Source organism: Halobacillus sp. BBL2006, assembly GCF_000786645.1.
Lineage (GTDB): Bacteria > Bacillota > Bacilli > Bacillales > Halobacillaceae > Halobacillus.
Genome location: NZ_JRNX01000107.1, coordinates 1 through 1,972, shown reverse-complemented (window position 1 = coordinate 1,972; position 1,972 = coordinate 1). Strand labels below are relative to the sequence as shown.

The following is a 1,972-nucleotide window of genomic DNA, read 5'->3' as shown; positions in this document are numbered from 1 at the left end:
CAGGTGACATCGATCTTAAATAATTGGGCTGGGCATTTCGGCATCTACTTGAAACGGACGTCTCAAGAGCGTTTTATGGCTGTGATGAACCAGGAAATTCTTCGCTCTTTAGAAAAAGCCAAATTTGAAATTCTTGATGAAGTGCGTGAGTTAATCACAGATCAAAATGTACCGCTGACGTTAAGCTTCGGAATCGGTGTAGGACCAGTCAATCTCCCTGAGCTTGGAGAATTGGCCCAGTCCAGTTTAGACCTTGCACTCGGTCGTGGTGGGGACCAGGTTGCCATTAAGGATGATTCAGGAAAAGTACGCTTCTACGGCGGAAAGACGAATCCTATGGAAAAAAGGACCCGTGTCCGTGCGCGAGTCATTTCCCATGCCATGAAAGAGCTGGTTCAGGAAAGTGAAAAAGTCCTGATTATGGGACATAAATCTCCAGATATGGATTCGATCGGCGCTTCGATCGGCATTTTGAAAATTGCCCAGGCCAATGATAAAAAAGGGGCCATCGTGCTGGATCCTGATGATATCGATACAGGAGTTCAGCGCATGGTGGAAGAAATCGAGAAGGATGAAGATCTCTGGCCTCATTTCATAACACCTGAAGATGCCATTGAAGAAGTTTCCAATAACTCGTTGCTGGTTGTTGTGGATACGCACAAGCCATCCTTAGTGATGGAAGAAAAGCTACTATCGAAAACAGAGCATGTCGTTGTTATCGACCACCACCGACGAGCAGAAGAGTTTATATCAGATCCGACACTTGTTTACATGGAGCCGTATGCTTCATCGACAGCTGAGCTCGTTACGGAATTGCTTGAATATCAACCGAAGAAGCTGAAGTTATCCATGCTTGAATCGACGGCGTTGTTAGCCGGAATTATTGTAGATACGAAAAGCTTTACGCTGAGAACAGGATCGCGAACATTTGATGCAGCTTCTTATTTACGTTCCAAAGGGGCAGATACGGTTCAAGTCCAGAAATTTATGAAAGAGGACCTGAACGTTTATGTCAGAAGAAGCAAGCTGATTGAAAAAGCGAATATTTACCGCGATGGAATTGCCATATCGACAGGCGATACAGGACAGACTTACGGCCCCGTGATCATTGCTCAAGCGGCCGATACGCTGCTCACGATGAGCGGCATTGTCGCTTCATTTGTCATCTCTGATCGTGATGATGGACGGGTGGGCATTAGTGCCCGTTCATTAGGGGACATAAACGTCCAGGTGATCATGGAAAGAATGAACGGTGGAGGACATTTGACGAATGCAGCGACGCAATTAGAAGACACAACAATTGAAGATGCAAAAGCATTGTTGCAAGATATTATTGATGAATATTTTGAAGGGGGAGACTCAGAATGAAAGTAATTTTCACTGCGGATGTTAAAGGTAAAGGAAAAAAAGGCGAAATCAAGAACGTAAATGATGGATACGCCCGTAACTATCTTTTAAAAAACAATTTAGCCGTTGAAGCTACAAAAGGCAACATGCAGGCGCAGAAGGCGAAAGATGCTAAAAAAGAACAGCTTGCCCAAGAAGAAGTAGATGAAGCGAAGAAATTGAAAGAGACGCTTGCTGATTTGGAAGTTAAATTAACGGCTAAATCAGGCGACAGCGGCCGTCTGTTTGGTTCCATTACAAGTAAGCAGATTGCAGAAGAACTGAAGAAATCCCATAACATTAAAATTGACAAGCGTAAGATCGAACTTGATGACCCGATTCGTACGCTTGGATATACAGATGTACCTGTCAAACTTCATCCGGATGTGACAGGGAACATTCGTGTCCACGTTGAAGAGAAATAGAGAATCATAGATTGGAAGTACTTTTCCTCTTATGATCTATCCGTTTGACGTGGTGCCCTATTCAGGTTCAACGCCTGCGCTTTTATCTAGAGGAGGAAATGCTAGTGAGTGAATTATGGAATGATCGCACACCGCCCCATAATATAGAAGCTGAACAAGCC

General features: G+C 44.2%; 2 protein-coding genes. Both read left to right on the top strand.

The annotated features are described in order from the left end of the window. Nucleotides 1–1,368 (top strand): DHH family phosphoesterase (locus LD39_RS04070; protein ID WP_035543151.1); only part of this gene is annotated, 1,368 nt, incomplete at its 5' end. Next, the gene (gene rplI / locus LD39_RS04065; protein WP_035543148.1) at nucleotides 1,365–1,811 is read left to right on the top strand and encodes a 50S ribosomal protein L9; all 447 of its coding nucleotides are present in this window, start codon (nucleotides 1,365–1,367) and stop codon (nucleotides 1,809–1,811) included. The genes LD39_RS04070 and rplI, both read left to right, overlap by 4 nt. The last annotated feature ends 161 nt before the right edge of the window (nucleotides 1,812–1,972 follow it).